This is a genomic window from Burkholderia sp. IT-111MI5 (genome assembly GCF_949752865.1).
GTDB classification, from domain to species: Bacteria; Pseudomonadota; Gammaproteobacteria; order Burkholderiales; family Burkholderiaceae; genus Burkholderia; species Burkholderia pyrrocinia_C.
Genome location: NZ_CATKIF010000013.1, coordinates 91,076 through 114,744 on the forward strand (window position 1 = coordinate 91,076; position 23,669 = coordinate 114,744).

A 23,669-nucleotide genomic window follows, 5' to 3' on the forward strand; every position below is an offset into this window, starting at 1 on the left:
ACTGAGTGCAAGTCACCGTCAACGAGCGCGACGCCGTCCAGAGCGTCGCCACGGCACACCCGGCCGCCAACGGGGAATTGCAGGGACATGGGATGGACAAGCTCGCGATCGAAGGCGGCCGCCGCCTGTCCGGCGAGATCGTCGTGTCGGGCGCGAAGAACGCCGCGCTGCCGATCCTGTGCGCGGGGCTGCTCACCGCCGATCCGGTCGATCTCGACAACGTGCCGAACCTCAAGGACGTGCGCACCACGCTGAAGGTGCTGAACCAGATGGGCGTGAAGAGCGAGACCGACGGCTGCCGCGTGCAGCTCGACGCGTCGCGCGTCGACAACCTCGTGGCGCCGTACGAGCTCGTGAAGACGATGCGCGCGTCGATCCTGGTGCTCGGGCCGCTGCTCGCGCGCTTCGGCGAGGCGAAGGTGTCGCTGCCGGGCGGCTGCGCGATCGGCGCGCGTCCGGTCGACCAGCACATCAAGGGCCTGCAGGCGATGGGCGCCGAGATCAGCATCGAGCACGGCTTCATCGAAGCGCGCGCGAAGCGCCTGAAGGGCGCGCGCATCGTGACCGACATGATCACGGTGACGGGGACGGAAAACCTGCTGATGGCCGCGACGCTCGCGGACGGCGAAACGGTGATCGAGAACGCGGCCCGCGAACCGGAAGTGAGCGATCTCGCACACTTGCTGGTCGGGATGGGCGCGAAAATCGACGGCATCGGCACCGATCGCCTCGTGATCCAGGGCGTCGAGCGCCTGCACGGCGCGCGCCATTCGGTGATTCCCGACCGCATCGAGGCCGGCACGTTCCTGTGCGCGGTCGCGGCGGCGGGCGGCGACGTGATGCTGACGGGCGTGCGCCCGCATATCCTCGACGCGGTGATCGACAAGCTGCGCGAAGCCGGCGTATCGATCGAGGAAGGCGACAGCTGGCTGCGCGTGAAGATGGACCGCCGGCCGTCGGCGGTGACGATCCGCACGTCGGAATACCCGGCGTTCCCGACCGACATGCAGGCGCAGTTCATGGCCCTCAATACGGTCGCGACGGGCACCGCGCAGGTCGTCGAGACGATTTTCGAGAACCGCTTCATGCACGTGCAGGAGCTGAACCGGCTCGGCGCGAACATCACGATCGACGGCAACACCGCGCTCGTGACGGGCGTCGAGAAACTGTCGGGCGCGAACGTGATGGCGACCGACCTGCGCGCGTCGGCGAGCCTCGTGATCGCCGGGCTGCGTGCCGACGGCGAAACGATCGTCGACCGCATCTATCACCTGGACCGCGGTTACGACCGCATGGAAGCCAAACTGACCGCCGTCGGCGCGAACGTGCGCCGCCTCTCCGGGAGCCAAGCATGAGCGTGCCGCTGACCCTCGCCCTGTCGAAGGGCCGGATTTTCGAGGAAACCCTGCCGCTGCTCGCCGCAGCCGGCGTGCAGGTGGCCGAGGATCCGGAAACGTCGCGCAAGCTGATCCTGCCGACGACCGACCCGAACCTGCGCGTGATCATCGTGCGCGCGAGCGACGTGCCGACCTATGTCGAATACGGCGCGGCCGATTTCGGCGTGGCCGGCAAGGACGTGCTGGTCGAGCACGGCGGCTCGGGCCTGTACCAGCCGATCGATCTGAACATTGCGCGCTGCCGGATGTCGGTGGCCGTGCCGGCCGGCTTCGACTATGCGAACGCGGTGCGCCAGGGCGCGCGCCTGCGGGTCGCGACGAAGTACGTCGAAACGGCGCGCGAGCACTTCGCGGCGAAGGGCGTGCACGTCGACCTGATCAAGCTGTACGGCTCGATGGAACTCGCGCCGCTGGTCGGCCTGGCCGACGCGATCGTCGACCTCGTCAGCTCGGGCGGCACACTGAAGGCGAACAATCTGGTCGAGGTCGAGGAGATCATGGCGATCTCGTCGCGCCTCGTCGTGAACCAGGCTGCGCTGAAGTTGAAGCGCGCGGCGCTCAAGCCGATCCTCGACGCGTTCGAACGCGCGTCGCAGAATGGCGGTTGAGCGCATCACCGTAACGGAACTCCCATGGCCATCACCATCCGCAAACTCGATTCGACGAGCGACGGCTTCGACGCCGCGCTGCGTGCGGTGCTCGCATTCGAAGCGAGCGAAGACGAGGCGATCGAGCAATCGGTCGCGCAGATACTCGCCGACGTGAAATCGCGCGGCGACGCCGCGGTGCTCGAGTACACGAACCGTTTCGACCGGCTGAACGCGGACAGCGTCGCCGCGCTCGAACTGCCGCAGGATGAACTGCAGACGGCGCTCGACGGCCTCGCGCCGAAGGCGCGCGCGGCGCTGGAAGCGGCCGCGGCGCGCGTGCGCGCGTACCACGAGAAGCAGAAGATCGAGTGCGGCACGCATAGCTGGCAATACACGGAAAGCGACGGCACGGTGCTCGGCCAGAAGGTCACGCCGCTCGACCGCGTCGGCCTGTACGTGCCGGGCGGAAAGGCCGCGTATCCGTCGTCGGTGCTGATGAACGCGATTCCCGCGCGCGTCGCGGGCGTCGGCGAGATCGTGATGGTCGTGCCGACGCCGGACGGCGTGAAGAACGACCTCGTGCTCGCCGCGGCGCTGCTCGGCGGCGTCGATCGCGTGTTCACGATCGGCGGCGCGCAGGCGGTCGGCGCGCTCGCGTACGGCACGGCAACGGTGCCGCCCGTCGACAAGATCTGCGGGCCCGGCAATGCGTATGTCGCGTCGGCGAAGCGCCGCGTGTTCGGCACGGTCGGCATCGACATGATCGCGGGGCCGTCGGAAATCCTCGTGCTGTGCGACGGCACGACCGATCCGAACTGGGTCGCGATGGACCTGTTTTCGCAGGCCGAGCACGACGAACTCGCGCAGTCGATCCTGCTGTGCCCGGACGCCGCGTTCCTCGAGCGCGTCGAGAAGGCGATCAACGAGCTGCTGCCGTCGATGCCGCGCCAGGACGTGATCCGCGCGTCGCTCGAAGGCCGCGGCGCGCTGATCAAGGTGCGCGACATGGCCGAGGCATGCCGGATCGCGAACGACATCGCGCCCGAGCACCTGGAAATCTCGGCACTGGAGCCGCAGCAATGGGGCCAGCAGATCCGCCACGCGGGCGCGATCTTCCTCGGCCGCTACACGAGCGAGAGTCTCGGCGACTACTGCGCGGGCCCGAACCACGTGCTGCCGACGTCGCGCACCGCGCGCTTCTCGTCGCCGCTCGGCGTGTACGACTTCATCAAGCGCTCGAGCCTGATCGAGGTCAGCGCCGAAGGCGCGCAGACGCTCGGCGAGATCGCGTCCGAACTCGCGTACGGCGAGGGGCTGCAGGCGCACGCGAAGAGCGCCGAATTCCGGATGAAGGGGTAACCCGCGCGCTCTGCGCGGGGCCGGGGCGGGCGCCGACGCGCCGCCCCCGGTTGAGGAGACGCAGCGCAGGGCGGCAGCCGCCGCCTTGCCGACCATTTGATGCCGGCGCGACGCACGCCGGCTTGAAACCATGACGACGCCACAAGACATCATCCGCCGCGACGTGCTCGCGATGACGAGCTACCCGGTGCCGGACGCGAGCGGGTTCGTGAAGCTCGACGCGATGGAGAACCCGTATCCGCTGCCCGAACCGCTCGCCGCGGCGCTCGGCGAGCGTCTCGCGCAGGTCGCGCTGAACCGCTATCCGGCACCGCGCCCGGCCGCGCTGCTCGACAAGCTGCGCCACGCGATGGGCGTGCCGGCCGCATGCGACGTGCTGCTCGGCAACGGGTCGGACGAAATCATCAGCATGATCTCGGTCGCGTGCGCGCAGCCGGGCGCGAAGGTGCTCGCGCCGGTGCCGGGCTTCGTGATGTATGAACTGTCCGCGAAGCTCGCGCAGCTCGAATTCGTCGGCGTGCCGCTGAAGGCCGACCTGACGCTCGACGTCGACGCGATGCTCGCGGCGATCGCCGAGCACCGCCCGGCGATCGTCTATCTCGCGTACCCGAACAACCCGACCGGCACGCTGTACGACGATGCCGACGTCGAGCGGATCGTCGCGGCCGCGCGGCACAGCCTGATCGTGATCGACGAGGCGTACCAGCCGTTCGCCGAGCGCTCGTGGCTGCCGCGCGCCGCCGAATTCGACAACGTCGTCGTGATGCGCACGGTGTCGAAGCTCGGCCTCGCGGGCATCCGCCTCGGTTATCTGGTCGGGCGGCACGCGTGGCTGACCGAATTCGACAAGGTGCGCCCGCCTTACAACATCAACGTGCTGACCCAGGCGACCGCCGATTTCCTGCTCGACCACCTCGACGTGCTCGACGCGCAGGCGGCCGAACTGCGCGCGGAACGCACGCGCCTCGCGCAGGCCGTGGCCGCGCTGCCGGGCGCGACGGTGTTCCCGAGCGCCGGCAATTTCCTGCTGGTGCGCGTGCCGGACGCGGCCGCCGTGTTCGACGCGCTGCTCACCGAGCGGGTGCTGGTCAAAAACGTGAGTAAAATGCATCCGTTACTGGCCGAATGCGTGCGGCTGACCGTCGGTTCTCCCGACGAAAACGCCCGCCTGCTGGCCGCTTTGAAACTCGCGCTGCCCGGTTGAGCCCAGGGCGCGGCGGCGCGCGACGATCAATCCCCATTTACATCAGACTCAATCAAGGAATTGCCATGCGTGTGGCGGAAGTCGTTCGCAATACCAGCGAAACGCAGATCCGTGTGAAGCTCGATCTCGACGGCACCGGCCGGCAGAAGCTGGCCACCGGCGTGCCGTTTCTCGACCATATGCTCGACCAGATCGCGCGACACGGTCTGGTCGATCTCGAGGTCGAAGCGCATGGCGACACGCATATCGACGACCACCACACGGTCGAGGATGTCGGCATCACGCTCGGGCAGGCCGTCGCGAAGGCGATCGGCGACCGCAAGGGCATTCGCCGCTACGGCCATTCGTACGTGCCGCTCGACGAGGCGCTGTCGCGCGTCGTGATCGACTTCTCGGGCCGGCCGGGCCTCGAATTCCACGTGCCGTTCACGCGTGCGCGGATCGGCACGTTCGACGTCGACCTGTCGATCGAGTTCTTCCGCGGTTTCGTGAACCACGCGGGCGTCACGCTGCACATCGACAACCTGCGCGGGATCAACGCGCACCATCAGCTCGAGACGGTGTTCAAGGCTTTCGGCCGTGCGCTGCGCGCGGCGGTGGAGCTGGACGAGCGTGCGGCGGGGCAGATCCCGTCGACGAAGGGCAGCCTCTGAACTTCCGAACGGACGGACGCCAAGGACAACCTCACGGCTTCGGCGCGCGCGCCGGCTTGCGATGGATCTGCTCAAATCGTTCATTTCGCTGCTTGCGCTGATCAATCCGATCGGCGCGGTGCCGTTCTTCCTGAGCCTGACGGCGCAGCAGACGGACATCGAGCGGCGCCGCACGATCCGGATCGCGTCGGTGTCGGTGTTCTGCGTGATGACGGTGACGACGCTGCTCGGGCAGCAGATCATCGACTTCTTCGGCATTTCGGTCGGCTCGCTCGAAGTGGGCGGCGGGATCATCATGCTGCTGATGGCGATCAACATGCTGAACGCGCAGATCGGCAACACGCGATCGACGCCGGAGGAGCGCCACGAGGCCGAGCTGAAGGACAACATCGCGGTCGTGCCGCTGGCGATTCCGCTGCTCACGGGCCCCGGCTCGATCAGCACGGTGATCATCTATGCGGCGAACTCGCGTCACTGGTATGAGCGGGCGGGGCTGATTGCGATCGGCGCGGTCCTGGCTTTGCTGTGTTTCGTCGCGATGCGGCTCGCCGAGCCGATCGCGAACTGGATCGGCCGCACGGGCATCAACATCGCCACGCGGCTGATGGGTCTGATGCTGTCGGCGCTGGCGGTGGAATTCATCGTCAATGGACTGAGGGCGCTACTGCCTGCACTGAGATGAAAACTTCGATTGCGATTGTGGATTATGGGATGGGCAACCTGCGCTCGGTCGCGCAGGCGCTCAAGAAGGCCGAACCGGCCGCCGACGTGGCGATCGTCGACACGCCGGCCGCGATTCGCGCGGCCGACCGCGTCGTGCTGCCCGGCCAGGGCGCGATGCCCGACTGCATGCGCTGCCTCGGCGAATCGGGCCTGCAGGAGGCCGTGATCGAGGCGTCGCGCACGAAGCCGCTGCTCGGCGTGTGCGTCGGCGAGCAGATGCTGTTCGACTGGAGCGCGGAGGGCGACACGAAGGGCCTCGGCCTGCTGCCGGGCAAGGTCGTGCGCTTCGAGCTCGACGGCCGGCTGCAGGACGACGGCTCGCGCTTCAAGGTGCCGCAGATGGGCTGGAACCGCGTGCGTCAGACGCAGCCGCACCCGCTGTGGGACGGCGTGCCCGACGACGCGTATTTCTACTTCGTGCACAGCTATTACGTGACGCCGGACAACCCGGCGCATACGGTCGGCGAAACGGCCTACGGTGCGCCGTTTACGTCCGCGGTCGCGCGGGATAACCTCTTCGCGACCCAATTTCACCCCGAGAAAAGCGCGGAGGTCGGGTTGCGTCTGTATCGCAACTTCGTACACTGGAAACCGTGAACGTCGCGTGCGTGTCACAATCGGCGGGCCGGAGAGGCCCGTCTTGCGGGGCTCGCGCGCCTAAGCGCCGAAAGAGTTGTACTAAACTAGCGAGACGGCGCGGTACCGGATTGGCCGGTACGCGCCGGATTCTTTTCTTCCTCCACGACGATACCCGATTGCTATGTTGCTGATTCCGGCCATCGATCTCAAAGACGGTCAGTGTGTGCGCCTGAAACAGGGCGATATGGACCAGGCCACGATTTTCTCCGAGGACCCGGCGGCGATGGCCCGCAAATGGGTCGATCTCGGCGCCCGGCGGCTCCATCTGGTCGACCTGAACGGCGCGTTCGCCGGCAAGCCGAAGAATCTCGAGGCGATCGAAGCGATCCTCGACGAAGTCGGCGATGAAATCCCCGTACAGCTCGGCGGCGGCATCCGCAGCCTCGAGACGATCGAGAAGTATCTCGACGCGGGCCTGTCCTACGTGATCATCGGCACGGCGGCCGTGAAGGATCCGGGCTTCCTGCAGGACGCATGCACCGCGTTCGCCGGCAACATCATCGTCGGGCTGGATGCGAAGGACGGCAAGGTCGCGACCGACGGCTGGAGCAAGCTGACGGGCCACGAAGTGATCGATCTCGCGCAGAAGTTCGAGGACTACGGCGTCGAGTCGATCGTCTACACGGACATCGGCCGCGACGGGATGCTGCAGGGCATCAACATCGAGGCGACCGTGAAGCTTGCGCAGGCGGTCGGCATTCCGGTGATCGCGAGCGGCGGCCTGTCGAACCTCACGGACATCGAGAACCTGTGCGAAGTGGAAGAGCACGGCGTCGAAGGCGTGATCTGCGGCCGTGCGATCTACTCCGGCGATCTCGATTTCGCGGCCGCGCAAAAGCGCGCGGACGAACTGAACGGCGAGCTCGACAACGCGTAAGCGCGGTTGTCCCGTTCGCCGGGGCTGCCCGCAGGGCGGCCCCGACCGGAAGCCTCGCGCGAGGCTTCCGTAACCGGCCGTCCCATCGCGGCATTTGGCGCAACATCATGGCTCTAGCTAAACGCATCATCCCCTGCCTGGACGTGACCGCCGGGCGTGTCGTCAAGGGCGTCAATTTCGTCGAGCTGCGCGACGCGGGCGACCCCGTCGAAATCGCCCGCCGTTACGACGACCAGGGCGCCGACGAACTGACGTTCCTCGACATCACCGCGACGTCCGACCAGCGCGACCTGATCCTGCCGATCATCGAGGCGGTGGCGTCGCAGGTGTTCATTCCGCTGACCGTCGGCGGCGGCGTGCGCGCCGTCGAGGACGTGCGGCGCCTGCTGAATGCGGGCGCGGACAAGGTCAGCATGAATTCGTCGGCGGTCGCGAACCCGCAACTCGTGCGCGACGCGGCCGACAAGTACGGCTCGCAGTGCATCGTCGTCGCGATCGACGCGAAGCGCGTATCGGCCGACGGCGAGACGCCGCGCTGGGAAGTGTTCACGCACGGCGGCCGCAAGGGCACGGGCCTCGACGCGATCGAATGGGCGCGCAAGATGGCCGAGCTCGGCGCGGGCGAGATCCTGCTCACGAGCATGGACCGCGACGGCACGAAATCGGGTTTCGACCTCGCGCTCACGCGCGGCGTGTCGGACGCGGTGCCGGTGCCGGTGATCGCATCGGGCGGCGTCGGCTCGCTGCAGGATCTCGCGGACGGCATCAAGGACGGCCGTGCCGACGCGGTGCTGGCCGCGAGCATCTTCCACTACGGCGAGCACACGGTCGGCGAGGCGAAGCGCTTCATGGCCGACCAGGGCATCCCGGTGAGGCTGTGATGAATACGGAAACGAAATCCCTGCCCGCGTGGCTCGACAAGGTCCGCTGGGACGACCACGGCCTCGTGCCGGTGATCGCACAGGAAGCATCGACGAACGACGTGCTGATGTTCGCGTGGATGAACCGCGAGGCGCTGGCGAAGACGATCGAGACGCAGCGCGCGGTCTACTATTCGCGCTCGCGCAAGCGCCTGTGGTTCAAGGGCGAGGAGTCGGGCCACGTGCAGCACGTGCACGAGGTGCGGCTCGACTGCGACGAGGACGTCGTGCTGCTGAAGGTCGAGCAGGTGTCGGGCATCGCGTGCCACACCGGCCGGCATTCGTGCTTCTTCCAGAAATTCGAGGGCACCGTCGACGACGGCGACTGGGTCGCGGTCGAACCGGTGCTGAAAGATCCCGAACACATCTACAAATGACGCAATCGACCGAAGACACGCTGCTGCGCCTCGCGGCCGTGATCGATAGCCGCAAGGGCGGCGACCCCGATCAATCGTACGTATCGCGCCTGTTCCACAAGGGCGACGACGCGGTGCTGAAGAAAATCGGCGAAGAGGCGACGGAAGTCGTGCTGGCCGCGAAAGACGTGCGCCAGGGCGGCGCGCCGACCGCGCTCGTCGGCGAGGTGGCCGACCTGTGGTTCCACTGCCTCGTGATGCTGTCGCACTTCGACCTGAGCCCGGCCGACGTGATCGCCGAGCTCGAGCGCCGCGAAGGGTTGTCGGGCATCGAGGAGAAGGCGCTGCGCAAGCGCCGCGAGCGCGAGGAAAACGGCGGGTGACACGCATCGGCCCGCCGCGGTGGCGACAGTGCGGTAAGCTGTAAGAATTGTCATCTAACGGGGGTAGCATCATGACCGATACGCCAAGCCAGTTTCCGCCGCCGTCGGTGCCGGGGGCCGCGGACGCCGAACGCCTGAACGGGTTGCGCACGCTGACTCACGTGCTCTATGGCCTCTATGCGTTTCATTGGCTGACGGGCGGCGTCACGGGCATCATCGCGATCATCATCAACTACGTGAAGCGCGGTGATGTGGCCGGCACGCCGTACGCCGATCACTTCGAGTGGCAGATCCGCACGTTCTGGCGCGCGCTGATCGCCTATGTGATCGGGTTCGCGCTGGCGTTCGTGGTGGTCGGATTCGCAGTGATGTTTGTCACATGGATTTGGACGCTGTACCGTATCATCAAAGGTTGGCTGTACCTGAACGACAACAAGACGCTCGATCCGCAGGCGTGGTTCTGACCGGCCGCGGCGGGCGTTTCGCAGGAGCAACATGAGTCACGATCCGAATTGCCTGTTCTGCAAGATCGCGGCAGGCGAGATCCCGAGCACGAAGGTGCACGAGGACGACGAATTCGTCGCGTTCCGCGACATCCGCCCGGCGGCCGAGACGCACGTGCTCGTGATTCCGCGTCGGCACCTGCCGACGCTGTCGGCGGTGAGCGACGGCGATGCGCCGATGCTCGGCCGGCTGATGTTGTTCGTCGCGCGCCTCGCCGACCAGCTCGGCGTCGCGTATACGGGAGGCGAAACCGGTTTTCGCACGGTGATCAACACGGGCCCCGGCGGCGGGCAGGAGGTTTACCACCTGCACGCGCATATCCTGGCCGGCCCGCGTCCGTGGCATCGGATGGGTTGACGGCGCGGGGCGTTTTCCCCGCATCGATAGTCGAAGCCGGCGCGTCGCCGGCGATTTGCGCCGCGCAGCGGCGTGGTTGAGGAGAGGTTTCATCATGGGTGGATTGAGCATTTGGCACTGGCTGATCGTGCTGCTGATCGTCGCGCTGGTTTTCGGTACGAAGAAGCTGCGCAACATCGGCAACGATCTCGGCAGCGCGGTTAAGGGCTTCAAGGACGGCATGAAGGAAGGCGAAACGCCGGCCGACGCGCAGCAACTGCCGCGCTCGGGCTCGGTCGACGTCAACGCGAAGGAAACGACGCGTTCCGATTCGAACAAGGCGTAACGCCGGCACGCTGACAGACATTCGCGATGCTGGATCTCGGTCTTACGAAGATGGCGCTGATCGGCGTCGTCGCGCTCGTGGTGCTCGGCCCCGAGCGCCTGCCGCGCGTCGCGCGTACGGCAGGCGCATTGTTCGGCCGCGCGCAGCGGTACATCAACGACGTGAAGGCCGAGGTCTCGCGCGAAATCGAACTCGACGCGCTGCGGACGATGAAGACCGATTTCGAGTCGGCCGCGCGCAATGTCGAGACGACGATTCACGACAACCTGCGCGAGCACGAGAAGGAACTGAACGACACGTGGCATTCCGCGGTCGGCGGTCTTAACGACGCTTCCGGCGATGCCGGGTCGTACGGTTCCGATACGCCGGCGGCGCCGTCGTGGCGCGGCAGTACGGCCGCGCTCGCGCCGAAGCGCCGCAATTGGCGTGTCAAGCAGGCGGCGACGCCTGTCTGGTACAAGCGCGCGATCACCCGCCGCACGCACGTGCAGTCGGGCGCCGCGCGTGTCGCGCGCCACCAGCCGGCCAGCCTGCGCCGGCCGACGCGCTTCTTCTGAGTCGAGCGCATGCTCGCTCGTCAATCCTACCGAGGGCCGGTGTGAGCGACCCCCAGCAGAACCCGGGCGACGCCCCGGAAGAAACCTTCATTTCCCATCTCGTCGAGCTTCGCGATCGCATCATTCGCGCGGGGCTGGCCGTGATCGTCGTGTTCCTCGGGCTCGTCTACTGGGCGCCCGACATCTTCAAGCTGCTCGCGCGGCCGCTGATGCAGAACCTGCCGAAGGACGGCAAGATGATCGTCACCGACGTCACCGGCTCGTTCTTCGTGCCGATGAAGGTCACGATGCTCGTCGCGCTCGTGATCGCGCTGCCGGTCGTGCTGTACCAGATCTGGGCGTTCGTCGCGCCGGGGCTGTACCAGCACGAGAAGAAGCTCGTCGTGCCGCTCGTCGGCAGCAGCTACTTCCTGTTCCTGTGCGGGATGGCGTTCGCGTACTTCTTCGTGTTCCCGACGATCTTCCGCGTGATGGCGCACTACAACGCGCCGCTCGGCGCCGAGATGACGACCGACATCGACAACTATCTGAGCTTCGTGCTCGGGATGTTCATCGCGTTCGGGGTCACGTTCGAGGTGCCGATCGTCGTCGTGCTGCTCGTCCGGATGGGCGTGCTGACGGTGAAGAAGCTGAAGGAGATCCGGCCGTACGTGATCGTCGGCGCGTTCGTCGTCGCCGCGGTCGTCACACCGCCGGACGTGTTCTCGCAACTGATGCTCGCGCTGCCGCTGATCGTGCTGTACGAGGCCGGGATCCTGGCCGCGCGGTTCTTCGTACCGAAAAAGCGGGCCGAAGAGGGCGAGGCGGAGAACGGCGAAGCCGCGAGTTGACGACGGTGCGCCGGGCAGCGCGCGGCGGATGGCCTTCTTCCGGCCATGCCTGTGCGGCCCGGTGGCGTTGTGGGCGGGAAAGCGGGCGTTGAAGCCATGTCCGCGGCAACAAGGTCTTCGATGCAAAGCAAAAGGGCAGCCACCGGCTGCCCTTTTTTCATTTCCGTTGGCGGGCGGCACGCGTCGACGCGCCGCCCGCCGAACGTCATTCGGTATCACTGTCCTGTTCGTCGAGCGCCTGCTTCGGCGGCGGCGGGCGCTTGCCGATCACGACGTTCACGTCGAACTCCTTGCCCTTGCGCACGACGTGCACCTTGGTCGGCGTGCCCGGCTTGATCTGCGCGACGACGTTCAGCAGCTTCGTCGTATCGGTGATTTCCTCGCCGTTGACCGTGACCAGGATGTCGCCCGGCTTGATACCGGCCTTGTCGGCCGGGCCGCCCTGCAGCACGCCCGCGACGATCGCGCCCGATTTCTGCTGGAGCCCGAACGACTCGGCGATCTCCGGCGTGACGTCCTGCGGCTCGACGCCGATCCAGCCGCGCGTGACCGAACCCGTCGTGATGATGCTTTCGAGCACGGTGCGCGCAGTCGATACCGGAATCGCGAAGCCGATGCCGAGCGAGCCGCCCGAGCGCGAGTAGATCGCCGTGTTGATGCCGAGCAGGTTGCCGTTCACGTCGACCAGCGCGCCGCCCGAGTTGCCGGGGTTGATCGGTGCGTCGGTCTGGATGAAGTTCTCGAACGTGTTGATGCCGAGGTGGTTGCGGCCGAGCGCGCTGATGATCCCCATCGTAACCGTCTGGCCGACTCCGAACGGGTTGCCGATCGCGAGCACGACGTCGCCGACCCGCGACTGGTCGGAGCGGCCGAGCGTGATCGTCGGCAGGTTCGTCATGTTGATCTTCAGCACGGCGAGGTCGGTCTCAGGATCGCTGCCGATCACCTTCGCCGTGGCCGTGCGCCCGTCGGCGAGCGCGACCTCGATCTGGTCGGCGCCGTCCACGACGTGCTGGTTCGTTAGAATGTAACCTTCAGGGCTCACGATAACGCCCGAGCCAAGGTTGGCTGCCGGTTCGTCCTGCTGCTTGCGGGCGTTGCGGTCGCCGAAGAAGTAGCGGAACAGCGGATCTTTCGCGCGCGGGTCGGGCGGCAGCGAGCCGTCCTTGCTGGAGAATACGTTGACGACGGCCGGCATCGCCTTCTGCGCGGCTTCGGCGTACGACGTGGTCGCCGGCGCGCCGCCGATGCCCGGCGCGACTTCCCGCAGCGCAACGATCGGCGTCGCGAGCTGCTTGCCGAGCTGTCCTTGCCGTTGCAGCCATTGCGGCTTGAGCGTCACGACGATGAACATCAGCGCGAGCAGCACGGTAACCGCCTGCGCGAAGAACAGCCAGAAGCGTCTAAGCATCTGAATGGATTAGAGGTTTATATGGATCGGATCGAACTTGAATTGTACTTGAACAATACCCTTGAAACCGCGCGCTTCAAGGACTATTGCCCGAACGGTCTCCAGGTCGAAGGGCGCCGCAAGATCGAGAAGATCGCCACCGGCGTGACGGCGTCGCTCGCGTTCCTCGAAGCCGCGCTCGAATGGGGGGCAGATGCCGTGCTCGTCCATCACGGCTATTTCTGGCGCAATGAGGCGCCGCAGATCACGGGCCGCAAGTACCAGCGCCTGAAGCTGCTGCTCGCGAACGACCTGAACCTGTTCGCGTTCCACCTGCCGCTCGACGCGCATCCCGAATTCGGCAACAACGCGCAGCTCGGCGAGAAGCTCGGGCTGATCGGCGAGCAGCGTTTCGGCGACGGCGACCTCGGCTGGATGGCGACGCTGCCGATGCCCGTCACGCTCGAGCACTTCGTCGCGAAGGTCGAGCGCACGCTCGGCCGCACGCCGCTCGTGTTCGGCGATCCGGACCTGCAATTGCGCCGCATCGCGTGGTGCACGGGTGCTGCGCAGAGCTATTTCGACGCGGCGATCGACGCCGGCGCGGACGTGTTCCTGACGGGCGAGGTGTCCGAATACGTGACGCACACGGCCGCCGAAAGCGGTGTCGCGTTCGTTGCGGCAGGGCACCATGCGACCGAACGTTACGGAATCCAGGCGCTTGGCGCCCACTTGTCGGAAGAATTCGATCTCGAACACCTTTTTATCGATATTCATAATCCGGTCTGAACGCCGGATTTGCGGCAGCGCATCGAAATTCCGAAATGTAGCAGGCGCTTAAAAGAGGAATGATTTAATCGCTCCGATAGTGGGGGATAACCCTTAACTATCAAACACTTCGAAGGGATTTTCATCTCCGGGCCTTGTAAATGACGACTCCATTCGAGCAAACTAGCGGCGGAATGGAAAGTCGTGACGGAAAATCCAACTCAGAAGTGGGGCGTGTGATGCGAGACAAGGAAGAGAAACGCGTCGACAGCGGCCGCCGTACCTGGCTGATTGCGACATCCGTAGCAGGTGGCGTGGGAGGCGTAGCCACCGTCATACCTTTCGCGGCGTCGCTTGCGCCGTCCGCGAAAGCGAAAGCGGCCGGTGCACCGGTCGAGGTCGACATCAGCAGCCTGAAGCCCGGCGAGATGGTCACCGTGCCGTGGCGCGGCAAGCCCGTCTGGATCCTGAATCGCACCGATTCGATGCTGGCCGACGTGGTCAAGGCCGACAAGGAAGTGGCCGATCCGACCACGAAGTCCCCGTATTCGATGCCGTTGCCCGCGTATTGCGCGAACGAATATCGCGCGCGGACCGATCGCAAGAACATTCTCGTCGTGATGGCCGTATGTACGCACCTCGGCTGCACGCCTAGCCAACGCTTCACGCCGGGGCCGCAGCCGAACCTGCCGGACGACTGGCCGGGCGGTTTCCTGTGCCCGTGCCACGGTTCGACCTACGACCTCGCCGGCCGTGTGTTCAAGAACAAGCCGGCGCCTCAGAATCTCGACATCCCGCCCTACATGTTCACGTCGGCGACGACCCTCGTGATCGGCAAGGACGAGAAAGGAGAAGCGTGATGGCCGCCGACAACAAGGAAGTCTCCACGACAGGTCTCACCGGCTGGATCGACCAGCGCTTCCCGCTCACGTCCACGTGGAAGAAGCACGTTTCCGAGTACTACGCGCCGAAGAACTTCAACTTCTGGTACTTCTTCGGCTCCCTCGCGCTGCTCGTGCTCGTCAACCAGATCGTCACGGGCATCTTCCTGACGATGAACTACAAGCCCGACTCGACGCTCGCGTTCGCGTCGGTCGAGTACATCATGCGCGAGGTGCCGTGGGGCTGGCTGATTCGCTACATGCACTCGACCGGTGCGTCGATGTTCTTCGTGGTCGTCTACCTGCACATGTTCCGCGGGCTGCTGTACGGGTCGTACCGCAAGCCGCGCGAGCTCGTGTGGATCTTCGGCTGCGCGATCTTCCTGTGCCTGATGGCCGAGGCGTTCTTCGGCTATCTGCTGCCGTGGGGCCAGATGTCGTTCTGGGGCGCGCAGGTGATCGTGAACCTGTTCTCGGCGATCCCGTTCGTCGGCCCGGACCTGTCGCTGTGGATTCGCGGCGACTACGTCGTGTCCGACGTCACGCTGAACCGCTTCTTCGCGTTCCACGTGATCGCGATTCCGCTGGTGCTGGTCGGCCTCGTGATCGCGCACCTCGTCGCGCTGCACGAAGTGGGGTCGAATAATCCGGACGGCATCGAGATCAAGGCGAAGAAGGATGAGAACGGCATTCCGCTCGACGGCATTCCGTTCCATCCGTACTACTCGGTGCACGATTTCCTCGGCGTGTGCGTGTTCCTGATGGTGTTCGCGCTGATCGTGTTCTTCTCGCCGGAGATGGGCGGCTACTTCCTCGAGGCGAACAACTTCGTCCCGGCGAACCCGCTGCAGACGCCGCCCGAGATCGCGCCGGTCTGGTACTTCACCGCGTTCTACGCGATGCTGCGCGCGACCACCGACCCGTTCAAGCTCGTGCTGATGATCGTGATCGCGGTGCTCGGCGTGCTTGCGCTGATCCGCGCACGCGGCAAGTGGAAGGCCGGGCTGCCGGTGCTGGCCGCGGCGATCGTCGTGTTCATGTACCTGACGGAGTCGAAGTTCTGGGGCGTCGTCGTGATGGGCTCGGCGGTGATCACGCTGTTCTTCCTGCCGTGGCTCGACCGCAGCCCGGTGAAGTCGATCCGCTACCGGCCGCTGTTCCACAAGGTGTTCCTCGGGATCTTCGTCGCGGCGTTCCTGACCCTCGCGTTCCTCGGCACGCGGCCGCCATCGCCGGCTGCGACGCTGATCGCGCAGGCCTGCGCGCTGATCTACTTCGCGTTCTTCCTCGGCATGCCCGTCTGGACGCCGCTTGGCACGTTCAAGCAGCCGCCGGAGCGGGTGCGCTTCAAGCCCCATTAACGTGAGCGAGGAGAGAACGACATGAAGAAACTGCTTTCGACACTCGCGCTTATCGGGGCGACCGCGTGTGCGCTGCTGGCGGCGCCGGCCGTGCGGGCGGAAGGTAATTTTCCGCTCGACCGGGCGCCCGATAACACGGAAAATCTCGTTTCGCTTCAGCACGGCGCGCAATTGTTTGTAAACTATTGCCTGAACTGCCACAGCGCGAACCTGATGCGCTACAACCGTCTGACGGATCTGGGCATATCCCAGAAGGAGATCGAAACGAATCTCCTGTTCACGACCGACAAGGTCGGGAACACGATGTCCGTCGCGATGCGGCCCGAAGACGCGAAGAACTGGCTCGGCACCTCGCCGCCCGACCTGTCGGTCGTGGAGCGCGCGCGCGGCCGCGACTGGCTGTATACGTATCTGCGGAGTTTCTACCGTGACGATACGCGGCCGACCGGCTGGAACAACGCGGTGTTCGAGAACGTCGGCATGCCCCATGTATTGTGGCAACTGCAGGGGCAGCGCATTGCCAAATTCGAAGACAAGACGGACGAGGAGACGGGCGAGAAGGTCCACACGCTCGTCGGCTTCCAGCAGGTCACGCCGGGGACGCTGTCGTCGCCGGACTACGACGCTGCGGTTGCCGACCTGGTGGCCTATATGACATGGATGTCCGAGCCGGCCCAGCAGACCCGCAAGCGCCTCGGCGTGTGGGTGCTGGTCTTTCTCGGTGTCCTGACTTTCCTGGCCTGGCGGCTCAATGCCGCGTACTGGAAAGATATCAAGTAAACACGCCTGACCGGCGTGGGGCCGGCGCAACGCGGAACCCGTGAAAGGGGTTTCGCCGCGTGCCGGCCCTCGGCTTTTTTGAGGAAACGCAAATATGATGGTTCTGTATTCCGGCACAACTTGCCCGTTCTCCCAGCGTTGCCGGCTGGTGCTGTTCGAGAAGGGCATGGACTTCGAAATCCGTGACGTCGACCTGTTCAACAAGCCGGAAGACATTTCGGTGATGAACCCGTACGGTCAGGTGCCGATCCTGGTCGAGCGCGACCTGATCCTGTACGAATCGAACATCATCAACGAGTACATCGACGAGCGCTTCCCGCATCCGCAACTGATGCCGGCCGACCCCGTGCAGCGCGCACGCGCGCGCCTGTTCCTGCTCAACTTCGAGAAGGAGCTGTTCGTTCACGTCAGCACGCTCGAGAACGAGAAGGGCAAGGCAGCGGAGAAGAATCACGAGAAGGCACGCCTCGCGATCCGCGATCGCCTGACGCAGCTCGCGCCGATCTTCGTGAAGAACAAGTACATGCTCGGCGAGGAGTTCTCGATGCTCGACGTCGCGATCGCGCCGCTGCTGTGGCGTCTGGATCACTACGGCATCGAGCTGTCGAAGAACGCTGCGCCGCTGATGAAGTACGCGGAGCGGATCTTCAGCCGTCCGGCCTATATCGAAGCACTGACGCCGTCCGAAAAGGTCATGCGTCGTTGATGATGCAATGAAGGCAAGACGGAGCGGGCGGCGCGGCGTGCCGCGCGCCCGCTCCGGGTTCGAGGATTGTGATGCAAGAGATTTCAACGAAGCCTTATCTGCTGCGCGCGTTGTACGAGTGGTGCACCGATAACGGTTACACGCCGCATATCGCGGTGAGGGTCGACAACTCGACGCGCGTGCCGCGTCAGTTCGTGCGTGACGGCGAGATCGTGCTCAACATCAGCTTCGAGGCGACGAGCCAGTTGCAGATGGGCAACGAGTGGATCGAGTTCACTGCCCGGTTCTCCGGGAAGGCGCACAAGATCGAGATTCCGGTTGCCAACGTGCTCGCGATCTATGCGCGCGAGAACGGGCAGGGGATGGCGTTCCAGGTCGATGCGGTCGCGGGCGAAGGTGAGGATTCGGGCACGTTCGACGATGAAGCCGCGCAGGCGGATGACGTGCAGCGCGACGAGTCTTCGGCCACGCTGACGCCGGTCGCCGACAGCGGCGCGAACGAGGAACCCTCCGAAGGTGCCGACGAACCGCCGAAAACCGACGGCGACGGCTCGAAAGGCGGCAGCAGACCTCGCCTCAAGATCGTGAAATGAGGTAGAATCTCGCGCTTACGCCGGCTTAGCTCATCTGGTAGAGCAGTTGATTTGTAATCATCAGGTGGCGGGTTCGAGTCCTGCAGCCGGCACCATATAAAACAAGCACTTAGCCCAGCCTACATGGCTGGGCTTTTTGTTTTATGAGTTCGGTGTAGGTGTTGTGTAGGCATTTTCGGTCTGCCTTGATCCACGCTATTCGTCGTCGATCAGCCTTCCACCATCGGTGCACTTCCTGTAGCCGTCGCCCGAGCTGAGGGCGTACTCGTCGCCTATCTACCCGGACTGGCCATGCGCCGCATTGCCGATCTGCACACTGGCGAAGCCAAGACCGATGCCCGCGATGCCGCGATCATCGCCGAAGCCGCTCGCTCGATGCCGCATACGCTGCGCTCGCTTCGACTGGCCGACGAGCAACTCGCCGAGCTCACCATGCTGTGCGGCTTCGATGACGACCTCGCCGCTCAGGTCACGCAGACCAGCAACCGCATTCGCGGCTTGCTTACTCAAATCCATCCGGCGCTCGAGCGAGTTCTCGGACCGCGCCTCGACCATCCTGCGGTGCTCGATCTGCTTGAGCGCTACCCGTCCCCAAGCGCACTTGCTGCTGCCAGCGAGAAGACGCTCGCTGGCCGACCGTAGCTCGTCTCATTGTTAGTTTGGCACACGTAAAATCCGTGGATGACGGTGCCGACCCGGCGCCGCCAATTATTCCAATGCGACGACGGGGCCATGACAGATACAAAATCGCAACAAGAACGCATTGCTGCCGCTAGAGCAGAGGCAGGTGAACGGAAGAGGATGGGGGAGCGAGAGTCTCTCTATCGCAATTTTCTGTCTTTATCCGAAACGATACAGATGGTCGCCAATTGCATCCAAATTTCGGATAATGAACTCGATCAGGTTGTACTGGCGGACAAGGAGCTGGGGGATGTTGCCGCCTTTGAAGCAAGAGTTGCTGCAACTTCCCGCAAACAGCTATTTCGAACCTCACGAGCAGCCGACATACTTGGCGTGAACATTGCCAACACACCGGCTGGTCACCGCTTGCGCTGGTTCGACGTGACGACTGGAAGAGGGGAAACCTATTGGCAGAGTACCGCGGCGCGCGAAGAGGGGCTAGCGCTTCTGGCGGACATGGCGAAATGGGAGTCCTCGGCGCGCGAAGCGCAACGTCGCCAAGCCATGTTCAATGGTTCGCGCTGGTCGGCCCATGAGCCTTCGTCTGCCCCGCGGTTCCGTGATCTGCCGACGACTCCGCGGATCCGATTGATCGGTTTCGATCCAGACGAACTCATCGACTTTCTCCTGGTGCAACGAATTCCGAACACGCTGGTGTCGGTGCTTCCTATAGTCGAGCAGGAACTCGTCCCATCTCTGAATTCTGCGCGCGTGCAACCTCGGGCGGACGAACCTCCTCGATTTCGCGGGATGTTGGCTGAGGTTCTCGTTAGGGCGTGGGAGGCCGCGCGCGACCGAAACGATGTTCATTCCATGCTATTTGCGCTTGCGAACCTCGCCAAACAGGCTCCACCGCCCATACCACTCATGGGGGTAAGCGACGACGGACAAGAGGTCTATTGGATGAACCGTAAAGGTAAGACTCAGTCGTTTACGATCGACGACATGCAGAGCCGGATGCGGGTAATCCGTAAGTCGCAATACATAAACCAACATAACCAGACATAAGGCTCTATATTCGAGGCGAGATCGGTAAGCTTCGCTCCAAGCTGATCGCAAGTGATCTGGGACGATCTAGATCGAATGAAGTTGATCTACACCCAGCTCTTGCGGCGCGAAACCCCTCTTGTTTCGTACTTTGCTAGGAGCGATAGATGCGCCAGAACGCCATCAAGCCAGCGACCATTCCTGATCGCCGTCAACCTGTAATTGAGCCGCCGCGTCCGGTTGTCCACTACGCCGACAACTGTTCCGATGAGATCGAATCTGCTCGTTCCCGGAACGACACCTCGATACACACTTCCCCAGCTTCGAACGGGCGTGAATACCTCACGACTGAAGAGGCTGCAGATTTCCTTGGTCTCCGTCCTCAGACTCTGCGCAAGGCATATTGCAACTTCGGCTGCTATTTAAATGTAATTCCACGGAAAGCGGCAAATCGTCGGCTGTACTGGAGAGCCGATCTTGTCCGTGCGTTGATCGAGGGGGGTGAATCTACAAGCGATACAACGATGGCTTCTGTCTACCCATCAGCCCCGTGACGCAAATATCAGAGCTTGGCTGATCGAGGCGGAACCGCTTCTGGGAAAGTTGTGACGTAGTCGAAGTCGATGAGAATTCGATGGATGTCAATTTACAAAATTAAGGAATCCAAATGGAAATTACGAAGAGCACGATGATGCCGACAGACGATGTTGAAGCTTTCGCCCGCAAACTTAAGGCGAGGGGAGTGCCGCGCGGGCGAATCGAGGCGATGCGCCTTGCGCAAGCGTTGCATGACTACGTCTCTGGCACCGGCAGAGAGGTGATCAGTATCGAGACCGTTCTGGAGTTCGCGCCTAACTACGGCCTGACGACCATGGCGGTGCTCCGTGCCGTGATCGTGCTGCGTTCCTACGGTCAAATCGGAACGTGCGGAATTAATGGCAAGTTTGATTCGGTCTCGGCCAATCCGGCGCTCTTCTGGTCGGCGATGTGCGTCCGTGCCGTGGCAGATCAACAGATCATGGTGTGAGGGGGCGACTATGGCAAAGCAAAATTCTCCCGAAGCCGCGAAGGTCGACCTTGAATCGCTCAAGAACGCCATCCGCGCGCTGGAGTCACCCAAGGCCAAGCGTGACCGTGAGCGCTTCGCCTTATTCTCGGAACTCTATCCGGACATCTCCGAGCAGCTCAAGGCGGACGTTTCGAAAACCGCGATCATCAAGAAACTGAATGACCATGGCGTGTCGATCAGCAACGTGATCTTCGACGAACTCCTGGAAGCTGAAGCTAGGCGCCGGGGCGAACCGGTACCGGGCAAGGACGCCGTGGCGAGCGCCGACAACATGCTCGCCACCGAATCGACGAATGCGCCGCAAACGAGCACGAAAGAAGAGGTGACCACGTAATGAGCCCCCTCGCCAAACCGTATGGCGGGGGCTTTATGCCCTCGCAAAACGTCGTCCCGCAGCAGCCTGTTTGCCTCTATCAGCCACCGGCATTCAACCGGTTTGCCGGTGTGCTTGACGCGGTAGAGGCGTTGCCTCCACGTTTGAAAAAGGTTGTCTGGGGTCTTCACAACCATTACGGCGTTCCGCTGGAAATCGCCTTGGGCAATCTACTTGGCATCTTGAGCTTCGTCAGCCAGGGCGTGTGTAATGTGTGCGACAGCAAGGGCGATCCCATGCCTCTGAGCGTCATCGTGCACGTCGTTGGTGCGCCCGCTAGTGGGAAATCAGCGACCTTCAATCGCCTGATGCAGTCGGTCAGAGCGGAGATGCGCGACTGGCCGTATCAGTGGGAGTTCGATGATTCGACACCGCAGGGTATCAAGCGTGAGTCGCCCACGCTCGGATTTTGTGGGCACGAGGAAGGTGACGCATTCTTTGAGACTCCTTTCGGGCGGGATTTCGCTCTGCAGATCAGTCTGCGTGACGGGTTTGTTCCGGTCGTCACGCGGGCCAAGAGGCGGGACGACGATCGCCAGAGCAAGGGGGTGACGCGCTTCACGATTCTCGTGCTCCACCAACCGGACCGCTACGAGGAATGGTTGGAAAAGTACCGTAAGAAGGGCCTGGGGTCCGGCTTCCTGGCGCGTGTTTGGATGGTTCTATCGCACTCAATGAGTGACAAGAGCGCCATCGGCCGCTATCCGCAGTTCGAGGGTGCCCTTGGGGAGTGGGATGAGCGTGTCACCGAACTGCTAAAGCTGAGCAAGGGGAACGGTAACAACGGACTTGCGAATCTGTTTGCGATGGATGTGGCCGCGGATGCTGGTTACGTGCTGAAGCAGGCGCAGCAGCGTATCGACTCCATGTCCGCTCAGGGGGTGTTTCACCAAGCTCCTGCCGTGGCCGCTCGCTATCACGAGCGTGTGAGCGTTCTTGCTGCGCTCTTTCAACTCTACGAGGGCAACGGGCGCGTTATCACGCGAGAAATGATGTCGGCAGCAACGGTCGTGGCGGAGTACCTGCTTGGCCAGTGGATGGACATCGTCTTTCCACCTAAGCTGATGTCCGATGCCGAGCAACGTGCGCAGCGTTTTCTGGAGTGGCTATACGACCTGAGGGACAAGAACGGGAAGCCGATTCTTGTCCACCGCAAATCCGACCTCGAAGTGCAGGCTCCGAATTTCGGTTGGACCAAGGCGGAGATGGCCGAAGTGATCAAGATTATCTGTGGGCATGGTCTGGCTCAGGTCATCCAGCGCACCGAAAACGGCCGTCGCGTCATCAACGTCGAGTTGATGGCGCATCCCGCAGCGTTTCGGCAGACCTCGTGGGGACTCATCTGATCCCTTCCGGATGCCCGTCCACGATCCGGTGGCGGGCATTTTCTTCTGTCGGTCGGACAGCATGACTGTGCGGCTCCAATAACGGCCCATACGTGCCGAAATTCTTTCAATGAACAAGCCAAATCTATCCAACAACATCGATCCGCAGATCCTCGACGGATTGGCTCAGCACATTAAACGCAGCATGAGTTTCCGGGTGACTCCGGGCGGCGGTGCCGAGATCTGTGACGGTCCCAGGATCGGCCTTCTGGTATCGCTTGATAGCTTCGTTTGGACGGCAATGGAAACAACGTGTTCACCATTTCATGTCCAAGGCGAGACGTACCTGAGAAACGTACGCGAATGGGATGCCAGTGGCCAGCCGCGTGATGCCCTGTTGCCGACGATCGCAGTAGCAACTTGCCCGAATCCGTCATTCCGTGGAGCGACTCAACTGGTGACACTGCTGTTTTTTATCAAGGACTACCTGGCGACGCATCCATCGGCAAAACACCTGCTCTATCCGCCGCACCTCCGATTGCTGCGCGACCTATTTTTAGAGCATCCAATCAGCCGCTCTCTGTTGCGTGCTTCCAAGGCGCTCGTTGATGACACGGGGCTCAGCGTGGCGAAGAACTGTAACGATTTGGTGGATCGCTTCCGCCAGGCCATGCGCGACAGTAAGTTGTTGCGCCGGGAGCGATTCAACTGGAATCTTGGTAGTCGGGAGAACCTGATGAGGTTGCATGCGTACCTGGATAGCCTGTTCCCCCTCCCACACTCTAGTGTGACTGTTTTGCACCTTCGGCTGCTGTGTGATCCTGCGGTCGAGGGGGATCATCGTTCCGAGCTTCAAGCACTACGGGATTGCCGCACCAAGCTCTTCGATCGCATGCGAAGAAAGCTGGCGCTCTTCTCGTACAAGCCCGGGTTCGTTTGGGCGATTTTGCCCTCGGCGGCCGGCGGGTTTCATCTCCATTTGACGCTGATATTCGACACAGCCACCGTGCGCAAACTGCTCGATGACAGACGGGTGGAAGCGGGTTTGGCCGGTATGGCTCTGAAGGACCATGCAGACCTG

General features: G+C 63.6%; 29 protein-coding genes, 1 tRNA gene and 1 pseudogene. 30 read left to right on the forward strand and 1 reads right to left on the reverse strand.

Features of this window, described 5'->3' with window-relative positions; genetic code table 11:
- The first annotated feature begins 5 nt into the window (after nt 1–5).
- The 16 genes from murA (at nt 6) to tatC (ending at nt 11,674) form a co-directional block, all read left to right on the forward strand.
- A complete protein-coding gene (murA, locus tag ACM6JT_RS15625) occupies nt 6–1,355 on the forward strand; it encodes a UDP-N-acetylglucosamine 1-carboxyvinyltransferase (protein WP_105391632.1) in 1,350 nt (449 codons plus the stop codon).
- On the forward strand, nt 1,352–2,005 hold the full coding sequence (gene hisG, locus ACM6JT_RS15630; RefSeq protein WP_034183648.1) for an ATP phosphoribosyltransferase: 654 nt from the start codon (nt 1,352–1,354) through the stop codon (nt 2,003–2,005). Before murA ends, hisG begins: the two co-directional genes overlap by 4 nt.
- Nucleotides 2,006–2,029: 24 nt before the next feature.
- Nucleotides 2,030–3,346, forward strand: a complete 1,317-nt coding sequence (hisD, locus tag ACM6JT_RS15635) for a histidinol dehydrogenase (protein ID WP_034183649.1) — start codon at nt 2,030–2,032, stop codon at nt 3,344–3,346.
- A 130-nt stretch (nt 3,347–3,476) separates the two neighbouring features.
- Complete coding sequence (hisC, locus tag ACM6JT_RS15640; protein ID WP_105391631.1) at nt 3,477–4,550, forward strand: histidinol-phosphate transaminase; 1,074 nt, start codon at nt 3,477–3,479, stop codon at nt 4,548–4,550.
- 65 nt (nt 4,551–4,615) lie between these two features.
- The gene (gene hisB, locus ACM6JT_RS15645) at nt 4,616–5,203 is read left to right on the forward strand and encodes an imidazoleglycerol-phosphate dehydratase HisB (RefSeq protein WP_011546606.1); all 588 of its coding nucleotides are present in this window, start codon (nt 4,616–4,618) and stop codon (nt 5,201–5,203) included.
- Nucleotides 5,204–5,264: 61 nt separating this feature from the next.
- Nucleotides 5,265–5,885: a MarC family protein gene (locus tag ACM6JT_RS15650; protein WP_034183651.1), complete on the forward strand. Its 621-nt coding sequence runs from the start codon at nt 5,265–5,267 to the stop codon at nt 5,883–5,885.
- Nucleotides 5,882–6,523 (forward strand): imidazole glycerol phosphate synthase subunit HisH, encoded by a 642-nt coding sequence (gene hisH / locus ACM6JT_RS15655; RefSeq protein WP_175750211.1) that lies wholly within the window; start codon nt 5,882–5,884, stop codon nt 6,521–6,523. Before ACM6JT_RS15650 ends, hisH begins: the two co-directional genes overlap by 4 nt.
- A gap of 163 nt (nt 6,524–6,686) precedes the next feature.
- Nucleotides 6,687–7,442, forward strand: a complete 756-nt coding sequence (hisA, locus tag ACM6JT_RS15660; RefSeq protein WP_034183653.1) for a 1-(5-phosphoribosyl)-5-[(5-phosphoribosylamino)methylideneamino]imidazole-4-carboxamide isomerase — start codon at nt 6,687–6,689, stop codon at nt 7,440–7,442.
- A gap of 107 nt (nt 7,443–7,549) precedes the next feature.
- Nucleotides 7,550–8,323 carry an imidazole glycerol phosphate synthase subunit HisF gene (gene hisF, locus ACM6JT_RS15665; RefSeq protein ID WP_034183654.1) on the forward strand — a complete coding sequence of 258 codons (774 nt, stop codon included), beginning with the start codon at nt 7,550–7,552 and terminating at the stop codon, nt 8,321–8,323.
- Nucleotides 8,323–8,739, forward strand: coding sequence for a phosphoribosyl-AMP cyclohydrolase (hisI, locus tag ACM6JT_RS15670; RefSeq protein ID WP_105391630.1), 417 nt, complete (start codon nt 8,323–8,325; stop codon nt 8,737–8,739). The genes hisF and hisI overlap by 1 nt, the downstream gene beginning before the upstream one ends.
- Complete coding sequence (locus ACM6JT_RS15675) at nt 8,736–9,101, forward strand: phosphoribosyl-ATP diphosphatase (RefSeq protein ID WP_006485344.1); 366 nt, start codon at nt 8,736–8,738, stop codon at nt 9,099–9,101. Before hisI ends, ACM6JT_RS15675 begins: the two co-directional genes overlap by 4 nt.
- Nucleotides 9,102–9,172: 71 nt before the next feature.
- Nucleotides 9,173–9,565, forward strand: coding sequence for a DUF4870 family protein (locus ACM6JT_RS15680; protein WP_034183656.1), 393 nt, complete (start codon nt 9,173–9,175; stop codon nt 9,563–9,565).
- A 31-nt stretch (nt 9,566–9,596) separates the two neighbouring features.
- Nucleotides 9,597–9,962, forward strand: a complete 366-nt coding sequence (locus ACM6JT_RS15685; RefSeq protein ID WP_034183657.1) for a histidine triad nucleotide-binding protein — start codon at nt 9,597–9,599, stop codon at nt 9,960–9,962.
- A gap of 94 nt (nt 9,963–10,056) precedes the next feature.
- The gene (tatA, locus tag ACM6JT_RS15690) at nt 10,057–10,287 is read left to right on the forward strand and encodes a Sec-independent protein translocase subunit TatA (RefSeq protein ID WP_034183658.1); all 231 of its coding nucleotides are present in this window, start codon (nt 10,057–10,059) and stop codon (nt 10,285–10,287) included.
- Between the two features lie 26 nt (nt 10,288–10,313).
- Entirely contained in the window at nt 10,314–10,844 is a 531-nt protein-coding gene (gene tatB / locus ACM6JT_RS15695) for a Sec-independent protein translocase protein TatB (protein WP_034183659.1), read from the forward strand.
- 41 nt (nt 10,845–10,885) lie between these two features.
- Nucleotides 10,886–11,674, forward strand: coding sequence for a twin-arginine translocase subunit TatC (tatC, locus tag ACM6JT_RS15700; protein ID WP_034183660.1), 789 nt, complete (start codon nt 10,886–10,888; stop codon nt 11,672–11,674).
- 205 nt (nt 11,675–11,879) lie between these two features.
- On the opposite strand, the gene ACM6JT_RS15705 is transcribed toward tatC, so the two are convergent.
- Entirely contained in the window at nt 11,880–13,085 is a 1,206-nt protein-coding gene (locus ACM6JT_RS15705; RefSeq protein ID WP_034183661.1) for a S1C family serine protease, read from the reverse strand.
- A 21-nt stretch (nt 13,086–13,106) separates the two neighbouring features.
- Between ACM6JT_RS15705 and ACM6JT_RS15710 the strand changes: the two genes are divergently transcribed.
- The 14 genes and pseudogenes from ACM6JT_RS15710 to ACM6JT_RS15775 all read left to right on the forward strand — a co-directional run.
- Nucleotides 13,107–13,853, forward strand: a complete 747-nt coding sequence (locus tag ACM6JT_RS15710) for a Nif3-like dinuclear metal center hexameric protein (RefSeq protein WP_034183662.1) — start codon at nt 13,107–13,109, stop codon at nt 13,851–13,853.
- 218 nt (nt 13,854–14,071) lie between these two features.
- Entirely contained in the window at nt 14,072–14,692 is a 621-nt protein-coding gene (petA, locus tag ACM6JT_RS15715) for a ubiquinol-cytochrome c reductase iron-sulfur subunit (RefSeq protein WP_034183663.1), read from the forward strand.
- Complete coding sequence (locus ACM6JT_RS15720; RefSeq protein WP_105391628.1) at nt 14,692–16,074, forward strand: cytochrome b; 1,383 nt, start codon at nt 14,692–14,694, stop codon at nt 16,072–16,074. The genes petA and ACM6JT_RS15720 overlap by 1 nt, the downstream gene beginning before the upstream one ends.
- A gap of 21 nt (nt 16,075–16,095) precedes the next feature.
- Nucleotides 16,096–16,854, forward strand: coding sequence for a cytochrome c1 (locus tag ACM6JT_RS15725; RefSeq protein WP_105391627.1), 759 nt, complete (start codon nt 16,096–16,098; stop codon nt 16,852–16,854).
- A 94-nt stretch (nt 16,855–16,948) separates the two neighbouring features.
- A complete protein-coding gene (locus tag ACM6JT_RS15730) occupies nt 16,949–17,560 on the forward strand; it encodes a glutathione S-transferase N-terminal domain-containing protein (protein ID WP_006400565.1) in 612 nt (203 codons plus the stop codon).
- 71 nt (nt 17,561–17,631) lie between these two features.
- Entirely contained in the window at nt 17,632–18,153 is a 522-nt protein-coding gene (locus ACM6JT_RS15735; RefSeq protein WP_105391626.1) for a ClpXP protease specificity-enhancing factor, read from the forward strand.
- 19 nt (nt 18,154–18,172) lie between these two features.
- Nucleotides 18,173–18,248: transfer RNA gene (locus ACM6JT_RS15740), tRNA-Thr, on the forward strand.
- Nucleotides 18,249–18,348: 100 nt separating this feature from the next.
- A pseudogene (locus tag ACM6JT_RS15745) lies at nt 18,349–18,789 on the forward strand (IS110 family transposase); the annotation flags it as partial.
- A gap of 96 nt (nt 18,790–18,885) precedes the next feature.
- On the forward strand, nt 18,886–19,842 hold the full coding sequence (locus tag ACM6JT_RS15750; protein WP_414856800.1) for a hypothetical protein: 957 nt from the start codon (nt 18,886–18,888) through the stop codon (nt 19,840–19,842).
- A 146-nt stretch (nt 19,843–19,988) separates the two neighbouring features.
- Complete coding sequence (locus ACM6JT_RS15755) at nt 19,989–20,375, forward strand: hypothetical protein (protein ID WP_414856801.1); 387 nt, start codon at nt 19,989–19,991, stop codon at nt 20,373–20,375.
- Nucleotides 20,376–20,488: 113 nt separating this feature from the next.
- The gene (locus ACM6JT_RS15760) at nt 20,489–20,848 is read left to right on the forward strand and encodes a hypothetical protein (RefSeq protein ID WP_414856802.1); all 360 of its coding nucleotides are present in this window, start codon (nt 20,489–20,491) and stop codon (nt 20,846–20,848) included.
- Nucleotides 20,849–20,858: 10 nt separating this feature from the next.
- Nucleotides 20,859–21,224: a hypothetical protein gene (locus ACM6JT_RS15765; protein WP_414856803.1), complete on the forward strand. Its 366-nt coding sequence runs from the start codon at nt 20,859–20,861 to the stop codon at nt 21,222–21,224.
- A complete protein-coding gene (locus tag ACM6JT_RS15770) occupies nt 21,224–22,609 on the forward strand; it encodes a DUF3987 domain-containing protein (protein WP_414856804.1) in 1,386 nt (461 codons plus the stop codon). Before ACM6JT_RS15765 ends, ACM6JT_RS15770 begins: the two co-directional genes overlap by 1 nt.
- Nucleotides 22,610–22,718: 109 nt before the next feature.
- The coding region (locus ACM6JT_RS15775) for a hypothetical protein (protein ID WP_414856805.1) at nt 22,719–23,669 on the forward strand (951 nt) is incomplete at its 3' end.